17 protein-coding genes and 1 pseudogene are annotated in these 18062 nt (G+C 72.2%); 8 read left to right on the top strand and 10 right to left on the bottom strand.

All coding sequences use genetic code 11. The features are described from left to right. Nucleotides 1-138 precede the first annotated feature (138 nt). Together ACIQNG_RS15240 and ACIQNG_RS15235 are read left to right on the top strand one after the other, a co-directional pair. Nucleotides 139-2391 carry an acetate--CoA ligase family protein gene (locus tag ACIQNG_RS15240; RefSeq protein ID WP_401485257.1) on the top strand — a complete coding sequence of 751 codons (2253 nt, stop codon included), beginning with the start codon at nt 139-141 and terminating at the stop codon, nt 2389-2391. 5 nt (nt 2392-2396) lie between these two features. Continuing rightward, nucleotides 2397-3395 (top strand): enoyl-CoA hydratase/isomerase family protein, encoded by a 999-nt coding sequence (locus tag ACIQNG_RS15235; protein WP_401485255.1) that lies wholly within the window; start codon nt 2397-2399, stop codon nt 3393-3395. A gap of 109 nt (nt 3396-3504) precedes the next feature. On the opposite strand, the gene ACIQNG_RS15230 is transcribed toward ACIQNG_RS15235, so the two are convergent. Beyond that, nucleotides 3505-3750 (bottom strand): hypothetical protein, encoded by a 246-nt coding sequence (locus ACIQNG_RS15230; RefSeq protein WP_401485253.1) that lies wholly within the window; start codon nt 3748-3750, stop codon nt 3505-3507. A gap of 1 nt (nt 3751) precedes the next feature. Further along, entirely contained in the window at nt 3752-4033 is a 282-nt protein-coding gene (locus ACIQNG_RS15225) for a winged helix-turn-helix transcriptional regulator (protein WP_401485251.1), read from the bottom strand. A gap of 21 nt (nt 4034-4054) precedes the next feature. Between ACIQNG_RS15225 and ACIQNG_RS15220 the strand changes: the two genes are divergently transcribed. From ACIQNG_RS15220 to ACIQNG_RS15205, 4 genes and pseudogenes are all read left to right on the top strand, one after another. Beyond that, complete coding sequence (locus tag ACIQNG_RS15220) at nt 4055-4240, top strand: hypothetical protein (RefSeq protein WP_401485250.1); 186 nt, start codon at nt 4055-4057, stop codon at nt 4238-4240. Nucleotides 4241-4496: 256 nt separating this feature from the next. Next, nucleotides 4497-5150 carry a flavin reductase family protein gene (locus tag ACIQNG_RS15215; RefSeq protein WP_401485248.1) on the top strand — a complete coding sequence of 218 codons (654 nt, stop codon included), beginning with the start codon at nt 4497-4499 and terminating at the stop codon, nt 5148-5150. 458 nt (nt 5151-5608) lie between these two features. Continuing rightward, nucleotides 5609-6172: pseudogene (locus tag ACIQNG_RS15210) on the top strand (XRE family transcriptional regulator); the annotation flags it as partial. 163 nt (nt 6173-6335) lie between these two features. Next, on the top strand, nt 6336-6458 hold the full coding sequence (locus ACIQNG_RS15205; RefSeq protein ID WP_401485246.1) for a hypothetical protein: 123 nt from the start codon (nt 6336-6338) through the stop codon (nt 6456-6458). Between the two features lie 18 nt (nt 6459-6476). On the opposite strand, the gene ACIQNG_RS15200 is transcribed toward ACIQNG_RS15205, so the two are convergent. From ACIQNG_RS15200 to ACIQNG_RS15190, 3 genes are all read right to left on the bottom strand, one after another. Beyond that, complete coding sequence (locus tag ACIQNG_RS15200) at nt 6477-7529, bottom strand: Zn-dependent alcohol dehydrogenase (RefSeq protein ID WP_401485244.1); 1053 nt, start codon at nt 7527-7529, stop codon at nt 6477-6479. A gap of 13 nt (nt 7530-7542) precedes the next feature. Continuing rightward, nucleotides 7543-8658, bottom strand: a complete 1116-nt coding sequence (locus tag ACIQNG_RS15195) for an acyl-CoA dehydrogenase family protein (protein ID WP_401485242.1) — start codon at nt 8656-8658, stop codon at nt 7543-7545. 211 nt (nt 8659-8869) lie between these two features. Next, the gene (locus ACIQNG_RS15190) at nt 8870-9781 is read right to left on the bottom strand and encodes an SDR family oxidoreductase (RefSeq protein ID WP_401485240.1); all 912 of its coding nucleotides are present in this window, start codon (nt 9779-9781) and stop codon (nt 8870-8872) included. A gap of 85 nt (nt 9782-9866) precedes the next feature. Here ACIQNG_RS15190 and ACIQNG_RS15185 point away from each other — a divergent pair, with 85 nt between their 5' ends. Next, the gene (locus ACIQNG_RS15185) at nt 9867-10793 is read left to right on the top strand and encodes a cyclase family protein (RefSeq protein WP_401485238.1); all 927 of its coding nucleotides are present in this window, start codon (nt 9867-9869) and stop codon (nt 10791-10793) included. Between the two features lie 415 nt (nt 10794-11208). Here ACIQNG_RS15185 and ACIQNG_RS15180 read toward each other — a convergent pair whose 3' ends face one another. The 4 genes from ACIQNG_RS15180 to ACIQNG_RS15165 all read right to left on the bottom strand — a co-directional run bounded on the left by ACIQNG_RS15180 (nt 11209) and on the right by ACIQNG_RS15165 (nt 15643). Beyond that, nucleotides 11209-11721 carry an ATP-binding protein gene (locus ACIQNG_RS15180; protein ID WP_401485695.1) on the bottom strand — a complete coding sequence of 171 codons (513 nt, stop codon included), beginning with the start codon at nt 11719-11721 and terminating at the stop codon, nt 11209-11211. A 568-nt stretch (nt 11722-12289) separates the two neighbouring features. Beyond that, on the bottom strand, nt 12290-13255 hold the full coding sequence (locus tag ACIQNG_RS15175) for an acyl-CoA dehydrogenase family protein (protein WP_401485236.1): 966 nt from the start codon (nt 13253-13255) through the stop codon (nt 12290-12292). Between the two features lie 7 nt (nt 13256-13262). Beyond that, nucleotides 13263-14399 (bottom strand): acyl-CoA dehydrogenase family protein, encoded by a 1137-nt coding sequence (locus ACIQNG_RS15170; RefSeq protein WP_401485234.1) that lies wholly within the window; start codon nt 14397-14399, stop codon nt 13263-13265. After that, nucleotides 14399-15643, bottom strand: coding sequence for an amidohydrolase family protein (locus ACIQNG_RS15165; RefSeq protein ID WP_401485232.1), 1245 nt, complete (start codon nt 15641-15643; stop codon nt 14399-14401). The genes ACIQNG_RS15170 and ACIQNG_RS15165 overlap by 1 nt, the downstream gene beginning before the upstream one ends. A gap of 207 nt (nt 15644-15850) precedes the next feature. Between ACIQNG_RS15165 and ACIQNG_RS15160 the strand changes: the two genes are divergently transcribed. Next, nucleotides 15851-17419 (top strand): class I adenylate-forming enzyme family protein, encoded by a 1569-nt coding sequence (locus ACIQNG_RS15160; protein ID WP_401485230.1) that lies wholly within the window; start codon nt 15851-15853, stop codon nt 17417-17419. On the opposite strand, the gene ACIQNG_RS15155 is transcribed toward ACIQNG_RS15160, so the two are convergent. Continuing rightward, nucleotides 17403-17915 (bottom strand): EF-hand domain-containing protein, encoded by a 513-nt coding sequence (locus ACIQNG_RS15155; RefSeq protein WP_401485229.1) that lies wholly within the window; start codon nt 17913-17915, stop codon nt 17403-17405. The genes ACIQNG_RS15160 and ACIQNG_RS15155 overlap by 17 nt on opposite strands. Between the last annotated feature and the right edge of the window lie 147 nt (nt 17916-18062).

Here is an 18062-nt window from a genome sequence, read left to right as displayed (position 1 = left end):
CGGGCGGGGTCCGGCGCCGCCGGTGGCCGAGGCGGGCCTCTTGTAACTTTGCGCGCACACCTGTTCCTGACGGTCTGTCAGTTCAGTAATCTGACACAGCGTCAGTTGTTCAGCTGTCACAGAGGAGCGGGCGGACCGATGCTTGGATCAACCCACGGCACCCTCACCACCGACTCCCGCCGGGCGGCCCGGGTCATCGCCTGCGGTGAGCAGCGACCCGGCCCCGCCGTCCACGGCCGTACGGCCGACGCGGACGACCTCGATGTCAGCGGACGCCCGCTCTACGCGGATGCCCCCGATCTGGACCGCCTCTTCCGGCCCGAGTCGGTGGCGGTCATCGGCGCCTCGGACACCGAGGGGCGCCCGAACGCCGGTATCACCCGGCAGTTGATCGGCTGGGCCGACCGGGTCGGCGCCCGGCTGTACCCGGTGCACCCCACCCGCGACTCCGTCTTCGGCATCCCCTGCACCCCTTCCGTCACCGGCCTGCCCGAACAGGTCGATCTCGCCGTGCTGCTGGTCTCCGACCCCCTTCCCGTGGTGGAGGAACTCGCCGAGGCCAAGGCCAAGTACGCCGTCGCCTTCGCGTCCGGGTTCGCCGAGACCGGGGCGGAGGGCGCCGCCGCCCAGGCCCGGCTGGCGGCAGCCGTGCGCCGCTCCGGCATCCGGCTGCTCGGCCCGAACACCAACCTCAACGCCTTCGAGCGGTTCCGCGACGACCTCGACGGCCCGGCGATCGCCCTGATCACCCAGTCCGGGCACCAGGGCCGCCCGGTCTTCGCCCTCCAGGAACTCGGCGTACGGCTCTCGCACTGGGCGCCGACCGGCAACGAGGCCGACCTGGAGACCGCCGACTTCCTCTCCTACTTCGCCGAGCGCCCCGAGGTCGGGGCCATCGCCTGCTACGTCGAGGGCCTCAAGGACGGCCGGTCCTTTCTGCTCGCCGCCGACCGCGCCGCCCGCCGCAAGGTGCCGGTCGTCGCCGTCAAGGTGGGCCGCACCGAGACCGGCGCCCGCACCGCCGCCTCACACACCGGCAAGCTCACCGGTGCGGACGCGGTGGTGGACGCGGCGATGCGGCAGTACGGGGTGATCCGCGTCGACGGCCTGGACGAACTCCAGGACACCGCCACCCTGCTGGCCCGCGCCCGCCCGCCCCGCGCGGACGGCGTCGTCGTCTATTCGATCTCGGGCGGCACGGGCGCGCACGTCGCCGATCTGGCGACCACCGCCGGGCTGCGGCTGCCGGAGCTGTCCGAGGCGCGGCAGGACGAACTGCACCAGTGGATACCGCCGTATCTCAGCGTCGCCAACCCGGTCGACAACGGCGGGCACCCGGTGGGCGACTGGCGCGGGCGGAGGATCATCGACTCGCTCCTCGCCGACCCGGCCGTGGGCGTGCTGATCTGCCCGGTGACCGGGCCCTTCCCGCCGCTCAGCGACCGGCTCGTGCGCGACCTGGTCGACGCGGCGGAGGCGTCGGACAAGCTGGTGTGCGTGGTCTGGGGCTCGCCGGCCGGGACCGAACCGGCCTACCGCGAGGTGCTGCTGGGCTCCTCGCGCGTGGCGACCTTCCGCACGGTCGGCAACTGCCTCACCGCCGTCCGCGCCTACCTCGACCACCATCGCTTCGCCGCCGACTACCACTCCCCCTTCGACGAGGCACCCCGCGTCCCCTCCCCCTCGTACCGCAAGGCCCGGGAGCTGTTCCGGCCCGGGCAGCAGCTCAGCGAGCACGCGGCCAAGCAACTGCTGCGGACGTACGGCATCCGCGTGCCGCGCGAGCAGCTGGTGACCAGCGCCGCGGCGGCCGTCCGCGCGGCCGGGCTGGTGGGGTATCCGGTGGTGATGAAGGCGTCCGGCGCGCGGATCGCGCACAAGACGGAGCTGGGGCTGGTCAAGGTCGGGCTCACCTCGGCGGCGCAGGTCCGCGACGCGTACCGCGAGCTGACCGACATCGCGCGCTGCGAGGAGGTCGACCTGGACGGCGTCCTGGTCTGCCAGATGGTGGAGCAGGGGGTCGAGATGGTCGTCGGGATCTCGCACGACGACCTGTTCGGGCCGACCGTGACCGTGGGGCTCGGCGGGGTGCTCGTGGAGGTCCTGCGGGACACCGCCGTACGCGTGCCGCCGTTCGGTGAGGAGCAGGCGCGGGACCTGCTCACGGAGCTGCGGGGGCGGGCCCTGCTGGACGGGGTCAGGGGACGGCCGCCGGCCGATGTGGACGCGCTGGTGGAAGTGGTCCTGCGGGTCCAGCGCATGGCACTCGAACTCGGTGACGACCTCGCCGAGTTGGACATCAACCCGCTGATGGTGCTGCCCCAGGGACAGGGCGCGGTCGCCCTCGACGCCCTGGCGGTGTGCCGTCCGACGGCGGACCAAGCGCCGTAGCCCCCATGGGCGCCCGCACCAACGGAACAACTCCCGAAACGACCTCATCGATCCGATCCCCTCTCCCCTCTCCCCCTTCACGGCCCGGCACCCTTCCCCGGCCCGTCACCGACTTCTTACGACAGGTCCCTGACTGCGCGCTTACGTCCACGGAGCCCCAAGTGCCGGAAAACTCCGCTGCGTCATTGGTACATCACCCCACTGACAATCACGTCTCCCTGATCACCCTCAACCGCCCCGAGACCCTCAACGCCATCACCCCTGACCTGCGAGAACAACTGATCTCGCTGCTCGCCGACGCCTCCGCCGACCCCGAGGTGCGGGCGGTCGTCCTCACCGGGACGGGCCGCGGGTTCTGCGCGGGCGCGGATCTACGCGGCGCGAGGACGAGCACCGGCACGGAGAAGGGGAAGGGGAAAGGTGCCGGGGGCGGTGAGGCGATACCCGGCGACGTGGCCCGTACCCTGCGCCTCGGTGCCCAGCGGCTCATCGCGGCCGTCCTGGACTGCGAGAAACCGGTGATCGCGGCCGTGAACGGAACGGCGGCCGGGCTCGGCGCGCATCTCGCCCTCGCCTGTGATCTGGTCCTCGCCGCCGAATCGGCGCGGTTCATCGAGGTGTTCGTGCGCAGAGGTCTGGTGCCGGACGCGGGCGGCGCCTATCTGCTGCCCCGGCTGGTGGGGCCGCAGCGGGCCAAGGAGTTGATGTTCTTCGGCGACGCGCTCAGCGCCCCCGACGCCGAACGCCTCGGCCTGGTCAACCGGGTGGTCCCCGACGCCGACCTCACCAGTACGGCCCACGCCTGGGCCGACCGCCTCGCCGCCGGCCCCACCCGGGCCCTCGCCCTCACCAAGCAACTCGTCAACGCCTCCCTCGACTCCGACCGCGCCACCGCCTTCGCCGCCGAGGCCACCGCCCAGGAGATCAACATGACGACCCGGGACGCCCGGGAGGGCCTGGCGAGCTTCATGGAGCGGAGGAGCACGGTCTTCGAGGGGCGATGAGGGGCGGGGGGCGGCAGAAGGACCGCACAAGGGCGGCAGAAGAGCGGCAGAAAGGCCGCAAGAAAGGCGGCGGGAGGGAGGCAGAAGGGCGGCGTAGGCCCCTCAGCCCTCAACCCGCCTGCGCCTCAGCTTCTCTGCACCTCAGCTTCTCTGCACCTCTGCACCTCTGCACCCCAGCCCCTCCACCTCGCTCTCCATTCAGCGCCCGGTCTCGGCCTCCGTGCCCGCCGTCCTCGCCGCGTCGATCTCCCCGCGTGCCGTACGGCCCAGTCGGCCAGCGCGGACAGGGGGCAAGCAGGGAGCGGCCCAGCGGGGTCAGGCTGTACTCGACGCTGGGCGGCACGGTCGGAAACACCTCACGCCGTACGAGACCGTCGGCCTCCAGCGTGCGCAGGGGTGCGGGTCAGCATGCGCTGGCTGATGCCCTCGACAGCGCGGTGCAACTCGTTGTAGCGGTGCGGGCGTCCGCCCAGCAGGATCACCAGCAGCATGCTCCACTTGTCGCCCACCCACCGGAAGACGTCCCCGACCGGGCACGCGGCGAGTTCGTCGGCCGGTATCGGACGGGGCAGCTCATGGGCGAGGACGGAGGGCACGGTGGCGACCCCGGAGGGCACATCGATGTTCGTACCGGACATGAAACGCTTATGGAGGACACCGTGCCGGGCCAACCGCGGAAGACCGTGATCGTCAGCGGCGGGACCGACGGCATGGCACGGGAGACCGCCCTGGCCCGGCTCGCGCGCGGCGACCGGGTCACCGTCATCGGCAGCAGCGAGGCCAAGGGGCGGGCCCTGCTCGACCGGGCGGCGAGCCCGGATCTGACCTTCCTGTACGGCCGGTAGTCCGGTGGATCGACCGGCCCCCTGCGGAGGCGCTCACCGCGGTCGACCGGGGCAAACCGGTCCCGATGTCCCTCAAGACCCTGGACCCCGGGGCCGCTGCCCGCCTCGCCGCGTACACGGAGGAACTGCTCAGCGACAGGGACGGCGGCGACGGCCCCGCACGACCGCTGACCTGACCGATGGCGTCCCGCCGCCCCGGGGCTTCCTATCTGACGGGTCGTCAGTTTCAATGGGGAGCGTGATGGGACATGTAGGAATGGCCGCAGCAGCCGTCCGCTATCTCAGGGCACCGCACCTGCCCCCCGCGCGCGTAGAGCCGCTGCCGCGCCCCGAACTCCGGTGTGTCGGCGAGGACGAGCGCGCGCCGGTCGATCAGGCGGAGTTCCGCCGTGTGCTGGGGAACTTCGCCACCGGCGTGACCGTTGTCACAGCACCGGCACCGGAACAATCGCCGACTCCGGCACCGACACCACCGCCCGCTACCACCCCTGCCCCCACTCCCGCTCCCGCCCCCGCAGCGGACGGCCCCGCCGGTTTCGCCTGCCAGTCCTTCAGCTCGCTCTCCCTCGACCCGCCCCTCGTCGTCTTCCTGGTGGGCCGTACGTCCACGACCTGGCCGCGCATCGCCCGCGCGGGCGTCTTCTGCGTGAATGTGCTCAGCGCCGGGCAGGCCGAGCTGTGCCGGGGGTTCGCGGTGCGCGGCGGCGACAAGTTCGCCGGGGTCGACCACACCCCGGCGCCGGTCTCCGGCTCACCCCGGCTGACCGGGGCGCTCGCCTGGATCGACTGCACGATCCACGCGGTGCATCCCGGCGGGGACCATCTCATCGTCGTCGGCCGGGTCGAGGCCCTGGGGACCGGCGCGGACGACGCGTCCCCGCTGCTCTTCCACCGGGGCCGCTTCACCTGAGGCCCCCGACCTCCACCCCCGACCCCGTCCCCCGTCCCCCGTCCGGATCACCATGTCGGCCCCCTAGCGGGGTGACGTACGCCTTCGGGTCGCGGATCACTACTGCCGTGCTCATGCTGGCTTGCCTCCACGTCATTGGGGGTCCGTGGTGCTCTGGTCACGTCGCCCACCCCTGCACTTGGGACACAGACATGGCGGCATCAGGCCAGTTGCGAGGGGTTCGCCGCCCTCACCCTCGTACAGGGTTCGTGGCCTCGTCCGAGTGCCGTCGGCTCTCACCGTGTAAGCGCTGATGCGGATGGACATGCCGACCATGTTCCGGATTGATCACGACCATTGCGGCGACGTTCGAGGCGTCTCTCGGGCGTCATGTCGGCGTCACCCCGAGGGCGTCAAACCGGTGTCATGGGAGGCGTGACGTGGCTACCCTCGGATCATGACGACTACGGGCGAAGGCGAAGCGGTTCACCGGCCGTACCCCTGAGTCGCTGGGGTTCGCGATCCCGATGGCACGCGTCCACTCGGACGGGGCAGGAGGCCACGACATGGAGGCCGGCGAAGTCGGCACGGCTGACGCTGCCACAAGCCCGGTTCCAGATCCGCAGAGCGAGTACACGGGCATCTGGCTCTCCCGGTACGAGTTCTACTCGTCCAGCCGTGACGAGACGTTCGACTGCAAGCATCATGTCGTGATCGTCCAGCACGGCAACCGGCTGACAGCCCAGAGCCTGCCCGAAGCGTCGACCAACCCGGACAGCCCACTGTCCCTGGATCTCACCGTTGATCGGAACGTCGTCACCGGTACGTGGACCGAACAGACGGCGGCTCACGGGTACTACCAGGGCGCCCGGTACCACGGTGCGATTCAGTTGCTCATCGAGCCGACAGGCCGACGCATGGCAGGCAAGTGGGTCGGGTTCGGCAAGGACTTCGATGTGAACACGGGCCCGTGGGAGCTGCGCCTGCTCGACCGATCGACAGGCCGCGCGAGCATCAAGCGGTACTCGACCACACCGGAGTGAGGGATCGGTGCGCTCCCCCGTGGGACCGCCCCGTACCGGTGCCTTGCCCCAGGTTCCACCCGGACCGGTGGGAACGGGCAGGGACGCGAAACGCTTTCAGCTTCCCCGAAGCGCTACCAGCCTTCCAGTGGCCCGAAGGACAGCATTCGGCACGGCCGAGTCGATGCGGCAGCACCTCCGGGCGGCGCTGGGCGTGACCCCGACGACGTACCGCAGGACGACGTACCGCACGACGTTCCGCGCGGGCACCGCCCCCGCCCCCGCCCCCTCTCCCGCCCCCTCCTAGCGACGGCTGCGGCGGGGCTCAGAACACCACCACCCCCCGCGCCACCCGCCCCGCCTCCGCGTCCCGCATCGCCTCCCCGAACCTCTCCACCGGGTACGTCCGCGTCACCAGTTCGTCCAGGAGCAGCGCCCCCGTGCGGTACATCTCCGCGTACAGGGCGATGTCATGTTGCGGCCGGGAGGATCCGTAGCGGCAGCCCAGGACGGACTTGTCGAGGTACAGGGACGACACCCGGAACGCCGCCTCGGCGTCGGCCGGCGGGACGCCCAGCAGGACGGCCTGGCCGTGCCGGTCGAGCAGGTCGACGGCCTGCCGGATCAGCTCCACCCGCCCCACGCACTCGAACGCGTGGTCCACCCCGGTCGGCAGCAGATCGCGCACGCCCTCGGTGGAGGTGAGGAAGTCGGTCGCCCCGAACCGCCGCGCCGCCGTCTCCTTCGCCGGGTTGGCGTCCACGGCCACGATCCGCAGGGCGCCCGCGATCCGCGCGCCCTGGATGACGTTGAGGCCGACCCCGCCGGTACCGATGACCAGCACCGTGTCTCCGCGGTCGACCCGCGCGCGATGGAGCACCGCCCCGACCCCGGTCAGCACCCCGCAGCCGATGAGCGCGGCGGACGGCAGCGGGATGTCGTCGGGGATCCGCACGGCCTGCACCGCCTTGACGACGGTCCGTTCGGCGAAGGCCGAGTTGGCGGCGAACTGGTGCACCCGCTCGCCTCCCGCGCGCGTGAAGGGCCGCCCCGGGCGCCCTATGGCCCGGCGGCACATGGTCGGCCGCCCCCGGTCGCACTCGGCGCAGGTGCCGCAGTTGGCGAGGGTGGAGAGCGCCACATGGTCACCGGGCACGACATGGGTGACGCCCGCGCCGACCCTCTCCACCACACCCGCGCCCTCGTGGCCGAGGACCACGGGCACCGGGAAGGGAATGGTGCCGTCCACCACCGACAGATCGCTGTGGCACAGCCCGGCCGCCCGGATCGCGACCAGCACCTCCCCCGGCCCCGGATCCCGTACGTCCAGGTCGTCCACGACCTCGACGCGCTTCCCGTCGAACAGCACACCTCGCATGGCGGCGGCCCCCTCAGCCCTTGGGTTCCCGTGGCAGGCCGAGCACCCGCCCGGCGATGATGTCGCGCTGGATCTGGTCGGAACCGCCGTAGACGGTGTCCGCCCGGGAGAACAGGAACAGGTGCTGCGCCGCGTCCAGTTCGTACGACGCCGTCGGCGACCAGTCCGCCGGTCCCACGCCCGCCTCCGCGCCGCGCACCGCCATGGCGAGCTCGCCGAGCCGCTGGTGCCAGCCGCCCCACAGCAGCTTGGCCACGCTCGGGGCGCCCCCGTCGCCCGCGCCGCCGAGGGTGCGCAGGGCGTGCCAGCGCATGGTGCGCAGTTCGGCCCACTGCCGTACCAGCCGCTCCCTCACGACGGGGTCCTCGGCGGCGCCGGTGTCGACCGCCGTGCGCACGACCCGGCCCAGTTCCGCGGCGAAGCCGATCTGCTGGGCGAGGGTGGACACACCGCGTTCAAAGCCGAGCAGGCTCATCGCGACGCGCCAGCCGTCGCCCGCGCGGCCCACGACATGCTCCGCGCGGGCGTGGGCACCGTCGAAGAAGACCTCGTTGAAGTCGCTGGTGCCGGTGAGCTGGCGGATCGGGCGGACCTCGACGCGGCCGGGCTGGTCCATGGGCACCAGCAGGAAGCTCAGCCCGTGGTGGCGGCGGGAGCCGGGCTCGGTCCGGGCCAGGACGAAGCACCAGTCGGCCTCGTGGGCGAGGGAGGTCCAGATCTTCTGGCCGGTGATCCGGTAGCCGTCGGCGCCGAGGTCGGCCCTGGTCCGCACACTCGCCAGGTCGGAGCCCGCGCCGGGTTCGCTGTAGCCCTGGCACCACAGCTCGTCCCCGGCCGCGATCGGCGGCAAGAAACGGGCCTTCTGCTCGTCGGTGCCGTGGGCGATCAGGGTCGGGGCGAGCAGGTTCTCGCCGATGTGCCCGGAGCGCGGCGGCGCGCCCGAGCGGGCGTACTCCTCGGCCCAGACGACCTGCTGGGTGAGGGTGGCCCGCCGGTTGCCGTACCCGCCCTCGGCCCACCCGAGCCCGATCCACCCGCCCTTGCCCAGCACCCGCTCCCAACCCCGCCGGTCCCGGCCGCCCGGCGCACCCGCCTCCAGGTCCGGGCCCGCCCCCGCCCCCGCCCCCACCGGCGCCTCCGCCCCTGCCCCTGCCCCTGCCCCTGCACCTGCACCTGCCCGTGGCACTCCCCCGCCCGCCTCCCCCCGCGCGGCCAGCCAGTCACGTGCCTCCGCGCGGAACTCCTCGTCCTCGCGCGCGAACCCGAACTCCACAACCGCCTCCCGCAGTCCCGCATCCCCGAACTCCCGGCCCCGCGGGCCTCCGCCCGCCCCGGCCCCGTCACGCGTTGGGCCGCGCCCCCTCCCGCGCCGCCCGCGCCATCTCCTCCAGCCGTGCCAGCATCGGCATCGGATCCGTCCCGACCGTCCCCGGCAGCAGGTCGGCGATCCGCTCCGGGGTCCAGGAGCCCTCGGCGTACGCGGCCCGCAGCTCCCGCGGCTGCGCCCATACGGCGATCTTGGGCCCGGCGACGGTGTAGACCTGCCCGGTGACCTGCTGCTCCCTGGCCCAGTCGGACAGCAGGTAGACCACGAAGGCGGCCACGTCCTCCGGCTCACCGATCTCGGCCAGCTCCGTCGGAACGTTCGCCGACATCCGGGTACGGGCCACCGGCGCCACCGCGTTGGCGGTCACGCCGTACTTGTGCAGCCCGAGGGCGGCGCTGCGCACCAGCGAGATGATCCCGCCCTTGGCGGCGCTGTAGTTGGCCTGCGCCACGGAGCCCTGGTGGTTGCCGCTGGTGAAGCCGACGAGGGTGCCGGAGCGCTGCTCGCGCATCACGGCCGCCGCCGCGCGGAACACGGTGAAGGTGCCCTTGAGATGGGTGGCGAGGACCGGGTCCCACTCGTCCTCGGTCATGTTGAACAGCATCCGCTCCCGCAGGATCCCGGCGACGCACACCACCCCGTCGAGCCGCCCGTAGGACGCCAGGGCCGTGTCCACGACCCGCTGTCCGCCGGCCATCGTGGAGATGTCGTCGGCGACCGCAACGGCCTCGCCGCCGGCCGCCTCGATCTCCTTGACCACGGCGTCGGCGACCTCGCTGGTGGGTGCCGTGCCGTCGGCGGCCACCCCGTGGTCGTTGACGACGACCCGCGCGCCCTGCGCCGCCGCGGCGAGCGCCACCGCGCGGCCGATGCCCCGCCCGGCGCCCGTGACGGCGACGGCCTTGCCTGCCAAGAAGCTCCCCACGTCCGGCCCCTTCCCGTGGAATCTGACGGACCGTTAGATTTTATGACCCGTCAGACGGGCGAGGACAACCCCCGGGGAGGGACCGATGTCACTGCCGGACGCGTTCCACGAGATCGCCGGACGCGTGAACAACTGGGGCCGCTGGGGGGCGGACGACGAGATCGGCACCCTCAACCTGATCACCGACGGGGTGGTCCGCGAGGCCGCGGCCTGTGTACGCACCGGCCGGCGTGTCCCGCTCGCGCTGCCGCTGCGGGAGGGCGGGGTGCAGACCGGGCTGATCCCCGGCCGGGTCGACCCGCTGCACGTGATGGTGCAGATCAACCAGGAGATCTTCGGCCCCGGCACGGTGGCGTGCAGCGACGACGCCGTGACCATGGGCCTCCAGGCGGGCACCCACTGGGACGCCCTGACCCATGTCTCCCACTCCGGCCGCCTCTACAACGGCCGCCCCACGAGCACCATCACCGCCCACGGCCGCGCCGCGTTCTCCGGTATCGACAAGGCCCGTACGGTCGTCTCGCGCGGGGTGCTGCTCGACGTGGCCCGCGCGCGGGGCGTCGAACGCCTGGACGGCGGCCACCCGGTGGGCCCGGAGGACCTGGAGGCGGCCGAGACCCTCGCCGGCACCCGGGTGCGCGCGGGCGACATCGTGCTCGTACGGACCGGTCAGATACGGGTGCTGCTCGCCGGGGACAAGCACGCCTACGGCCATCCGAGCCCGGGGCTGTCGATCCGTGCGCCGGAGTGGTTCCACGCCCGCGATGTGGCCGCGGTCGCCAACGACACGCTGACCTTCGAGATCTTCCCGCCCGAGATCGAGGACCTGTGGCTGCCGGTGCACGCGCTGCACCTGGTGGAGATGGGGATGATGCAGGGCCAGAACTGGAATCTGGAGGAGTTGTCCACAGCCTGTGGAGAAACCGGGCGCTACGCCTTCCTGCTCTCCGCGATGCCCGAGCCGTTCACCGGCGGCACCGGATCCCCCGTCGCCCCCGTGGCCATCCTCTGACCCGCGCCCGCACCTGTACCTCTACGCCCCCACGCCCCCACGCCCCTGCCCGTACGGCCGGACGGCGGCGCCCGGCCTCGCGCGCCGCCGTCCGGCCTCCGGCGCTCCCGCCCCCGGTTCCCCACAGCCCTGAGGGAACCGGCGCCGCGTCACGATCCACACTCGCCGAGGGCTTCCGTCACCGACACCCTCGCCGTCCCCTCACAGCGAATCGCTGTCCATAAGCGTGATCAAACGGACACCATGCGTCAACACCCGATCGGGGATTTATTACTTACGCCCGTTTCTCTTCGGCCGCGCACAGAAGCACACCAGGGCGCACAGACCATCGACAGGCGGGTGGCTCACGGCACACCGACCGCTCCCGGCACGCCGACCACTCACGGCACACCGACCGCTCACGGCCCCCGTCGCCCTACACCGCCTCGTACGCCAGCCCCTCGAATCCTTCGAGGCCCTCCAGACCCTGGATCCCCTGGAGCCCCTCGCAGTCCTCGTAGGGGATCCCGCCTCCGCACGCCCGGGCCCTCTGGGCGCGTTCGCAGCGGTCGAGTTCGCACCAGATGCGCTTCCCGGCGCCCTCACGGCTCCAGCCCCAGCGGTCGGCGAGTCCGTCCACCAGGGCGAGTCCGCGACCGCCGGTCTGCTCGCCGTCCGGGTGCCGCGGCACCGGCGCCCGATCGCTGCTGTCGGCCACCTCCAGGCGGACGGTGGCCGAGTCGGCGGCGGCCCCGCACGGCAGGGAGAGCCGCAGCACAGCGGTACGGCCTGTGTGCACCACGGCGTTGGTGACCAGCTCGGAGACGAGCAGGACGAGGGTCTCGGCGAGCGGCTCGTCGGCCTCTATCCCCGACCGCGCGAGTCGAGCCCGGGCCCACCTCCGCGCTCGTCCCACCTCCGCGGGGTCGGGACGGACCTCCAGTTGCACTTGAAGCACCTGCACCGCTCACACCATCCGAACCGGCGGACACTTGGCTCACGCCTCACGAGGGCCACGATCGTAGCCATTTTCCGCATGCGCAGAACAATGAACTTGAGCAAGGTTCACGGAACGTGAATCCCTTACGAGACAGCTTGATTGACCTTCAGTCACTTCAACAAGCGCATTGGGCATATTCCAGCGTGAAGGAGTACCCGTGCGGCATACTGTGCGACGTCCTGCCCGGTCATGGGCCATTCCAGACATCGCACGGTGACGATCCGTCCCGGCGGGTGTGTGCGGAACCGCTCGCATCTGTCCCAAGGTACCCGAGGCGATCATCCCGTTCGGGCACGACGGCCGTTCCGCAGGACACAACCCGATATCGACGCTCCGTGACACCTGAGTGCCACGATCGGCGACATCCAGTGCCATCCAGGCCGGGGCCGGGGCGAGTCCGAACCGGCCCGGGCCGAATCCGAACCGGTCCAGGGCAAGTCCGAACTGGTCCAGGGCGGGTCCGAACTGGTCCAGGGCAAGTCCGAACCGGTCCGGGCGTTCGGCCCGACGGCACGACTCAGTGGGGCGAAGATCCCGCGGCGAGCGGATTCGCGGTGAGCGGATTCGCGGTGAGCGGATCCCCGGCCAGCAGATCCCCGGCGAGCGCTTCCGCCCCCGCCACGCCGCCGCCGGCCCTCCGTTCCCTCACCCAGGCCCGTTTGAGGTGCAGATGGACCTCCGACTCCCAGGTGAACCCCATGCCGCCGTGCACCTGGAGGCAGTCCCGGGCGCCGCGCACGGCGGCCTCGTCGGCGAGGAGCCGGGCCGCCGCGATGTCCACCGGGTCGGCGGTCACGGCCGCCGCGTACACCGCCGCGCGGGCCACCTCGACCCGCACCAGCAGGTCGGCGCAGAGGTGCTGCACCGCCTGGAAGGCGCCGACAGGCCGCCCGAACTGTTCCCTGACACGGGCGTGTTGCACGGCCAGCTCACCGGTGCGCCCCGCGCTGCCGAGCTGCTCGGCGGCGGTCAGCAGCGAGGCCACCGTCCCGCTGACGCCCCCGTCCTCCGCCGCCCGCGCGCCCGGCAGGCGGTGCAGCGGCGTCAGCGGATCCACCGACCGCACGGGCACCGCCCCCGCCGCCGTACGCCACCCGTCCGCGGGCTCCTCGCCCACCGAGTCGGCCGCCGCCAGCCACTCCACGAACCCCTCGTCGGCCGCGGTGACGACCGTCGCGCCCTGCGCCGCCCCCGGCACCGTCCCCGCCGCCAGATGCGTGGCGATCAGCGGTCCGGGCAGCAGGGCCCGCCCGGCCTCCTCGAAGGCCAACACCGTCTCCGGGAGGCCCAGTCCGACCCCGCCGTCGGACTCGGGCAGGCGCAGGGCGAAGAACCCGGCGTCGCCCAGGGCCCGCCACAGCTCCCGGTCGAGGCGGCCCGACGCCACGGCGGCCCACAGGGCGTCGCGTCCGAAGCGGCGTTCGAGAAGCCCCCGTACGCCGTTCCGCAACGCGCGCTGGTCCTCGGTCGGTTGGAATCTCATCCGCGCCTCACCGCCCCTTCGGCAGCCCCAGGATCCGCTCGGCCACGATGTTCCGCTGGATCTGCGACGTGCCCGCCGCGATCGTGTACGACAGGGCGGACAGCCGGTCCAGCGTCCAGGGCCGGTCCAGATCGAGGGCGTCCGGGCCGAGGACCTCCGCCGCCGTGTCGTAGAGCCGCTGCCGGGCGTGCGAGTAGCGCAGCTTGAAGACCGAGCCGCCCACCCCCGGCACTCCGCGCGAGGACGCCTCCGCCTCGCTGACGTTCCACTGGGTCAGCCGCCACAGCGCGCGGAACTCGGCGTTCAGCGTCCCGAGCCGGCGCCGCAGCCCGGGGTCGTCCCAGCGGCCGTTGGCGCGGGCCTCGCGGGCCAGTTCGGTCAGCACTCGGCGGCAGGCGACGACCTCGCCCACGAACGCGGTGCCCCGTTCGAAGGAGAGCGTCACCATGGTCACCCGCCAGCCGTCGTGCTCGGCGCCGACCCGGTGGGCCACCGGCACCCGCACCTCGTCCAGGAACACCTCGGCGAACTCCGCCGAACCGGCCAGCGTCCGCAGCGGCCGTACGGTGATGCCGGGCGCGTCCATGGGCAGCGCCAGCCAGCTGATCCCCCGGTGCCGGGGGGCGTCCGGATCGGTCCGCACGAGCAGTTCGCACCAGTCGGCGACCTCGGCGTGCGAGGTCCAGATCTTGGAGCCGGTCACCACGTAGGTGTCGCCGTCGCGGTGCGCGCGGGTCCGCAGCGCGGCGAGGTCCGACCCGGCGTCCGGTTCGCTGAACCCCTGGCACCACACCTCCTCGCCCCGCAGGATCGGCCCGAGCCAGCGGGCCCGCTGCTCGGGGGTGCCCTCGGCGGCGATGGTGGGCCCGGCGTGCAGCAGCCCGACGAAGTTGGCGCCGACGTAGGGGGCGCCCGCGATCTCGGTCTCCTCCAGGAAGATCAGCCGGGTGGTCGGTGAGGCGTCCCAGTGCACCTCCCCGTACCCGGCGTCGTGGAGCCTGCGCTGCCAGCCGAGGTCGTAGGCGCGCCGGGCGGGCCAGTCGTCCGGTGACGGCTTGGGCGGCAGGGCGGGCAGCACCCGCGCGAGCCAGGACCGCAGCCGGGCCCGGAACTCCTTCTCCTCGGCCGTGTGCTCCAGGTCCACTACCGCCCCCGGCCCCTGTCCCCGGCCCCGTCCAGGTGGAAGTCCGGGTCCAGGTCCAGGTCCAGTCCGAGCATCCGGATGGCGTTGCCCCGCATCAGCTTGTAGACGGTCTCGTCGTCCAGCCCCTTCACATGGTCGAGAGCGACCTCCTTGGTGTGCGGGAAGGTCGAGTCGACGTGCGGGTAGTCGGTCTCGAAGGTGGCGTTGTCCCGGCCGACGACGTCGATCGAGGCGACCCCGTGCTTGTCGCGGAAGAAGCAGCAGTAGATCTGCCGGTAGTAGTACGTGGACGGCGGCTCGGGGATCAGATCGCGGACCCCGCCCCACGCGCGGTGCTCCTCCCACACGTCGTCCGCGCGTTCGAGGGCGTAGGGGACCCAGCCCATCTGGCCCTCGGAGTAGGCGAGTTTCAGCCGGGGGAACCTCACCAGGACGCCGCTGAAGAGGAAGTCCATCATCGAGGCCATGGCGTTGTTGAAGGAGAGCGCGGCCTGGACGGCGGGCGGGGCGTCCGGGGAGGCGGCGGGCATCTGGGACGAGGACCCGATGTGCATGTTGACGACCGTGCCGGTCTCCTCGCAGACCGCGAAGAAGGGGTCCCAGTACCCGGAGTGGATCGACGGCAGCCCGAGGTGGGTGGGGATCTCGGAGAACGTCACCGCGCGCACGCCCCGCGCCGCGTTGCGGCGGATCTCGGCGACGGCGAGTCCCACGTCCCACAGGGGGACCAGGCAGAGCGGGATCAGCCGGCCGCCGCTGTCGCCGCACCACTCCTCGACCATCCAGTCGTTGTAGGCGCGCACACAGGCGAGGGCGACCTCCTTGTCGTGGGCCTCGGCGAAGGTCTGGCCGCAGAAGCGCGGGAAGGTGGGGAAGCAGAGCGACGCCTCGACATGGTTGAGGTCCATGTCCTTGAGCCGCTCGGCGGGGTCCCAGCACCCGGGGCGCATCTCGGGGCGGGTGATGCCCTCCAGGGTCATCTCGTCGCGGTCGAAGCCGACGGCGGCGATATTGCGTTTGTAGGGGAACTTGAGGTCCTCGTAGATCCACCAGTCGGTGGGCTGGCCGTGCGGGTCCATGGTGATCTGGTACTTGCCGCCGACGTAGGCGAGTTCCCCGATCCCGGCGGTCAGCGGGCGCGGACCGCGGTCGTGGTACTTGCGCGGCAGCCAGGTCTCGAAGAGATGCGCGGGTTCGATCACGTGATCGTCGACGCTGATGATGCGGGGCAGTTCGCTCGCCATGGGTCCCCTCCGCCGGGCAAGTCGTCCGATGGGCGTCTGATGACATCCCGCTGCTATCTGATGGACCGTCAGATACGGCTCCTCCAGCAGGCTAGTCCCGCACCCCTGGACCGACAAGGCGCGGACCCTTACGCTCACGGCAATATCTGATGAGCCGTCAGTTCAGGGTGCGGCGCCCGCCACGACCCGGACACCCAGGGGGTTCCCGTGACCGTGAACGTGACCGCGACGACCGGCACCGCACACGCGCTGGCCGCCTCCCGCACCCTGTGGTCCCTGATCAGCCGCCGCGCCGCCACCACCCCCGACCACCCCGCCCTGCTCCAGGAGGACCGCGCCCTGACCTTCGGCGCCCTGTGCGAGCGCGCCGAGCGGGTGGCGGCCGGGCTCCACGGCACGGGAATCGGCCCCGGCACGGTGGTGGCCTGGCAGCTGCCCACCCGGATCGAGACGGTGCTGCTCTCCTGCGCGCTGGCCCGGCTGGGGGCCGTGCAGTCGCCGGTGATCCCGTTCCACCGGGACCGCGAGGTCGGCTTCGCGCTGCGCGCCTCGAAGGCGCAGTACTTCGCGGTGCCGGGCACCTGGCGCGGCCACGACCACACGGCGATGGCCCGCCGCCTGGGCGCCGACGGGGTCTTCGAGGCGTACGACACCCTGCCCGACGGCGATCCCGCCGTACTGCCCCCGCCGCCCTCCGACGGCACCGCCGTGCGCTGGATCCACTGGACCTCGGGGACCACCGCCGACCCCAAGGGCGTGCTGCACACCGACCGCTCGCTGATCGCGGCCGGGGCCTGCCTCGGCCACGCGCTGCGCCCGCGCCCCTCCGACGTCGGCTCGATCGCCTTCCCGTACGCCCATATCGGCGGCCCCGACTATCTGGTGATGATGCTGCTGTACGGGTTCCCTGCGGTGCTGTTCGAGCAGTTCGCGCTGCCGGAGGCGCTGGCGGAGTACCGGCGGCACGGGGTGACGGTGGCGGGCGGTTCCACGGCGTTCTACGCGATGTTCCTGGCCGAGCAGCGCAAGCGGCCCGGGGAGAAGGTGATCCCGACGCTGCGGCTGCTGGCGGGCGGCGGGGCGCCCAAGCCGCCGGAGCTGTACCACGAGGTGGTCCGTGAGCTGGGGGTGCGGCTCACCCACGGCTACGGGATGACCGAGGTGCCGATGATCACCATGGGGGACCCGGACGACACCCCCGAGAACCTGGCGACGACGGAGGGCAGACCTCCCGCGGGCATGGAGATCCGGATCGTGGACGGCGAGGTGCGGCTGCGCGGCGAAGCGGTCTGCCAGGGCTATCTGGACCCGGAGCAGACGGCCCGCGCGTTCGACGCGGACGGGTTTCTGCGCACCGGTGACCTGGGACATCTCACGGACAGCGGGCATCTGGTGCTGACCGGGCGACTGAAGGACATGATCATCCGCAAGGGCGAGAACATCTCGGCCCAGGAGATCGAGGACCTGCTGCACGGCCGTCCGGGTGTCGGCGACGTGGCCGTGATCGGGCTGCCGGACCGGGAGCGCGGGGAACTGGTGTGCGCGGTGGTCGAGCGGGCGCCGGGGGCGCCGCCCCCGACACTGGCGGCGGTGACGGCGTATCTGCGCGCGGAAGGGCTGGCGGTGCACAAGCTGCCGGAGCGGCTTGAGGTGGTCGACGCCCTTCCGCGCAACGAGACACTGCGCAAGGTGCTCAAGCACCGGTTGCGCGAGCGGTTCGGAGCCGCCGGGCAGGTGCCCGGGGAGGTGCGGCCCCCGGCTACTCCGGGACCGTGAAGTAGCGGGCGAAGGCGAGGACGATCTCCTCCTCGCCGACCCGGCCGTCACCGTCGGTGTCCAGCGCGGCGGCGGCCGTACGGCAGATGTCGTCCTGGACACCCAGGATGCGCAGGACGCGCATGGTGTCGGTGACCGTGGCCGCGCCGGCGCCGTCGGTGTCGGCGACCGCGAGGGCCGCGTGCAGGAAGGGCCGGGCGATCTCGGCGAACCGGGAGGGGTTGTCGCGCAGCCGCTTGACCGCGCTGTTCACGAACTCCTCGCGGCTGATCCGCTGATCACCGTCGCGGTCCGCTATCCCGGCCATGCCCTGCCAGAACGCCTCCGCACCGCTGTACAGGGCCTGGCCCTGGTCGGAGCGGGCCGCCGTGCCGAACTCCGCGAGCAGCGCCTTGGCCGCCCCGCTGAAGTCCTCACGGTCGATATAGCCGTTGCCGTCCTGGTCGAAGGTGGCGAATCGGGCCGCGATCCTGCGCTCGTACTCGCTGCTGACCATGTCTTTTCGTGCCTGCCTCACGTCTGTCCTACGCGCCTGTGGGGTGCATCCGTGCTGGAGCGTACGACGTCGGCGGCGCTCGCGCAGACGGAAAACGACGGTTGTGCCAAGACCGGGGAAAATTTGGGACAACGGTGTGCCGTTCAG

Source organism: Streptomyces sp. NPDC091377 (genome assembly GCF_044757045.1).
Taxonomy (GTDB): Bacteria; Actinomycetota; Actinomycetes; order Streptomycetales; family Streptomycetaceae; genus Streptomyces.
The sequence above is the reverse complement of the archived record's forward strand: the minus strand, read 5'-3'. Positions and strand labels throughout refer to the sequence as shown.

Bases quoted from the DNA above. Each gene is read 5' to 3' on its own strand.
- ACIQNG_RS15240 (WP_401485257.1), top strand. From the start codon at position 139: ATGCTTGGATCAACCCACGGCACCCTCACCACCGACTCCCGCCGGGCG.
- ACIQNG_RS15235 (WP_401485255.1), top strand. From the start codon at position 2,397: ATGGGCGCCCGCACCAACGGAACAACTCCCGAAACGACCTCATCGATC.
- ACIQNG_RS15225 (WP_401485251.1), bottom strand. From the start codon at position 4,033: ATGTCCGGTACGAACATCGATGTGCCCTCCGGGGTCGCCACCGTGCCC.
- ACIQNG_RS15215 (WP_401485248.1), top strand. From the start codon at position 4,497: ATGGCCGCAGCAGCCGTCCGCTATCTCAGGGCACCGCACCTGCCCCCC.
- ACIQNG_RS15205 (WP_401485246.1), top strand. From the start codon at position 6,336: ATGCGGCAGCACCTCCGGGCGGCGCTGGGCGTGACCCCGACGACGTAC.
- ACIQNG_RS15200 (WP_401485244.1), bottom strand. From the start codon at position 7,529: ATGCGAGGTGTGCTGTTCGACGGGAAGCGCGTCGAGGTCGTGGACGAC.
- ACIQNG_RS15185 (WP_401485238.1), top strand. From the start codon at position 9,867: ATGTCACTGCCGGACGCGTTCCACGAGATCGCCGGACGCGTGAACAAC.
- ACIQNG_RS15175 (WP_401485236.1), bottom strand. From the start codon at position 13,255: ATGAGATTCCAACCGACCGAGGACCAGCGCGCGTTGCGGAACGGCGTA.
- ACIQNG_RS15165 (WP_401485232.1), bottom strand. From the start codon at position 15,643: ATGGCGAGCGAACTGCCCCGCATCATCAGCGTCGACGATCACGTGATC.
- ACIQNG_RS15155 (WP_401485229.1), bottom strand. From the start codon at position 17,915: ATGGTCAGCAGCGAGTACGAGCGCAGGATCGCGGCCCGATTCGCCACC.